We start from the raw sequence: 2,639 nt of genomic DNA on the forward strand, positions 1-2,639 counted from the left end.
CTGTTTAGGCAGCTTGAGGTCGGTAACGAGCTTCCGTGTCTGACTTACTTCATTGGCAAGATAGTCGTTGAACTCGGCCGTCGTCATATGGGGTGTTTCGATGCCCTCTCCATTGAGGCGTTCAGTCAGTGCCTTACTGCTCATCGCGCTCTTCAGAGCCTCCGAAAGGCGTTGCACGACGTCCTTGGGGGTGCCGGCGGGGGCGACTAAGCCCATCCAGGTGTAATAGCTGTAGCCGGGAATGCCTTCTTCAGCGAGCGTGGGAACATTGGGCAGCGCTGCGATCCGTGAGGTCGAGGTAACGGCCAGGGCCTTCAGTTTCCCGGACGTGATATAGCCGCGACTGCTTGAATATGCTTCAAAAATCATGTTCACCCGGCCGCTCATCACGTCCGGAATGGCAGGCCCATTTCCTTTATATGGCACGTGCAGAAGGTGTAGGCCAGCCTTCTGATTGAAGATTGCGGCAGCGAAGTGAGGAGCAGTTCCTACACCCGCCGAAGCGTACGAGAGCGAGTTCGGACTGCTCTTTGCCCGAGAGACGAATTCCTTGAGTGTCTTGTCCGGCTGTTCGGGTGACACCACAACCAGGAATGGCGATCGTCCAACGAAGCCCACTCCCGTAAAGTCGCGTGTCAGGTCGTAGCCAGGGTCTTGGCGGATGACTTGTTGAAACGCCATGGTGCCTGCCGAGCCCAGAAGCGTATAGCCGTCCGCCGGCGCCGCCTTGGCAACATTGATACCGATCAGGCCGTCCCCACCGGCGCGGTTCTCGACGATGACCGACTGTTTGAGATTGGCACCCATCTCCTTGGCGACGAGGCGGATGGTGAAGTCAAGCAGACCGCCAGGTGCGGTGTTAACAACAATCCGTATCGGTCGCGTAGGGAATGGGTCCGCCGCATAACATGCGGAGGCGCTTGCGAGTGCAATGCCAAAGAAGGCGAGAGCCTTCAGCGTGGGGCGCTTCATATTGTCTCCAACAAACTTATATTGGCTATTCGTCGATGAATAGCTCCTTACCACCAAAGCAAACTTCGCTATTGCTATTGCAGGAAGCGAATTCCTGCCGCAACTTCGACGACGCCCGCCACTTCGGCGACATCGGCTTTTTCACCAGCAGACACGGCAGCCTGTTCATACAGGCAACGTACCTGGTTACACACGAACATAGGTGCTCCGACCTTACTGCCGAGCGCACATGCCTGGCTCAACTTTTCCGCAACCTCACGCAGAGACCAAACCGGGCTGCGATCACCAGCCAACAGTGCGGGCAACAAGACGCGCGATGCTCCACTCCAACCGGAGCTGGTATTGATAACCGTGGCGATGTCCTGGAGGCGCAGGCCGTATGCCACACCCAGCGCGGTGCATTCATAGGTAACCAATTGTCCCAGCGCGAACATGGCGGCTTCCACGAAGGAGCCCACAACGCTGGCGTCCAAGCCGGCCGTTTCGCTGTCCCGCTTTCTCTCTGCATCACTTGGGGCAATTGTCGTACCGGCCATCCTCCCGATGACGTCAACCATGTCCTCGAGCTGGGATCCCTGACCGAGCGTGTTGACGCCAACCTGCAGCAATCCTCGAACGATGCTGGTGATTGGCATCGGGACGCCGACCTCCATTCCAAGCATCATCGCCTGGGTAATATCCTTGAGCATGAGCGGCAACCCGAAGCGTGTCGACGCTCGGCCCTCCACCAGAGCGGGCAACATCTTCTCCGTGACCTGGCTTCGCCCCAGCCGGCTTTCGTTCACCTCGACCGCCATCCGCTCCAGGGGATGCCCGGCTTTCATCCCCATTGCAACGATCTCCAGCATGCCCATTCGACATGCACCGTTCATCGCGTTGTTTACCATCTTCATGGCCTGCCCATCACCAATCTGACTGCCACAGCGATAGATGGTACCGGCCATGGTTTCGAGCAAGGGGCGCGCCCGTTCATAAAGCGCGTCTGGCCCAGCGACCATGAGCGTCGCACCGCCACTCGCCACGATCTGAGGGCTCGCGGAGACCGCGGCATCCATCATCTGGACGCCGATTTCGGAGAGCAGCGAAGCGATCTTCCTCGTTTCTGCGGGAATGCCGCTGGTCTGGTCGATAACCATCTTGCCTGCCGACAATCCCGTCGCCAATCCGTCGGGACCGGATACGAGCTGAAGCACATCGGAGCTTCGCGGCAAGCAGACAACGACAGCCTCACACTGCTTGCCAAGGTCGGCTGCCGAGGTAGCTACCGTTGCGCCAAGGCTTCTAAATGTTTCAAGAGCCTGTGGATTGAGGTCCCAGACGCAGAGTTCGTGCTTGCCAATAAAGCGACGCGCAAGCTCTCCTCCGAGCGCTCCCAAGCCAACGTATCCAACCTTCATCTGAGTCTCCTATAGTTCGACGGTCCCCTGGCCCGCACGGGCAGTTTCAATGCCAACTCACATGCAAGGCCCCTCGGGGTAACGCTCTGTATTATTCGCTGCCTAACTTGAGGTTGTTTGCTTGCCGCTTCTCCAGCGCCGATTTCATCAGCGCCGCTGAGCGGAAGATGCCGTGCGCGAATTTTCCGTAAGGAAGTGTCGCGAACAGGGCCATGACGATCCCGAGATGCACCGAAAGCAAAGTCGGCATGCCTCCGGACTCCCGGAAGG

Annotated in this window: 2 protein-coding genes; both read right to left on the bottom strand. The window is 58.4% G+C overall.

What is annotated here, in order from left to right:
- Positions 1-972, bottom strand: a 972-nt coding sequence (locus tag AC1DPR_RS31510) for a Bug family tripartite tricarboxylate transporter substrate binding protein (RefSeq protein ID WP_477106142.1), incomplete at its 3' end; no start/stop codon positions are given.
- Positions 973-1,046: 74 nt separating this feature from the next.
- Entirely contained in the window at positions 1,047-2,369 is a 1,323-nt protein-coding gene (locus AC1DPR_RS31515; RefSeq protein WP_477106141.1) for an NAD-binding protein, read from the bottom strand.
- Between the last annotated feature and the right edge of the window lie 270 nt (positions 2,370-2,639).

The organism is Rhizobium sp. 01T417, assembly GCF_056398905.1.

What these genes read in the sequence shown, in the direction of transcription:
- AC1DPR_RS31515 (WP_477106141.1), bottom strand. Translation starts at nt 2,369, where the DNA reads ATGAAGGTTGGATACGTTGGCTTGGGAGCGCTCGGAGGAGAGCTTGCG.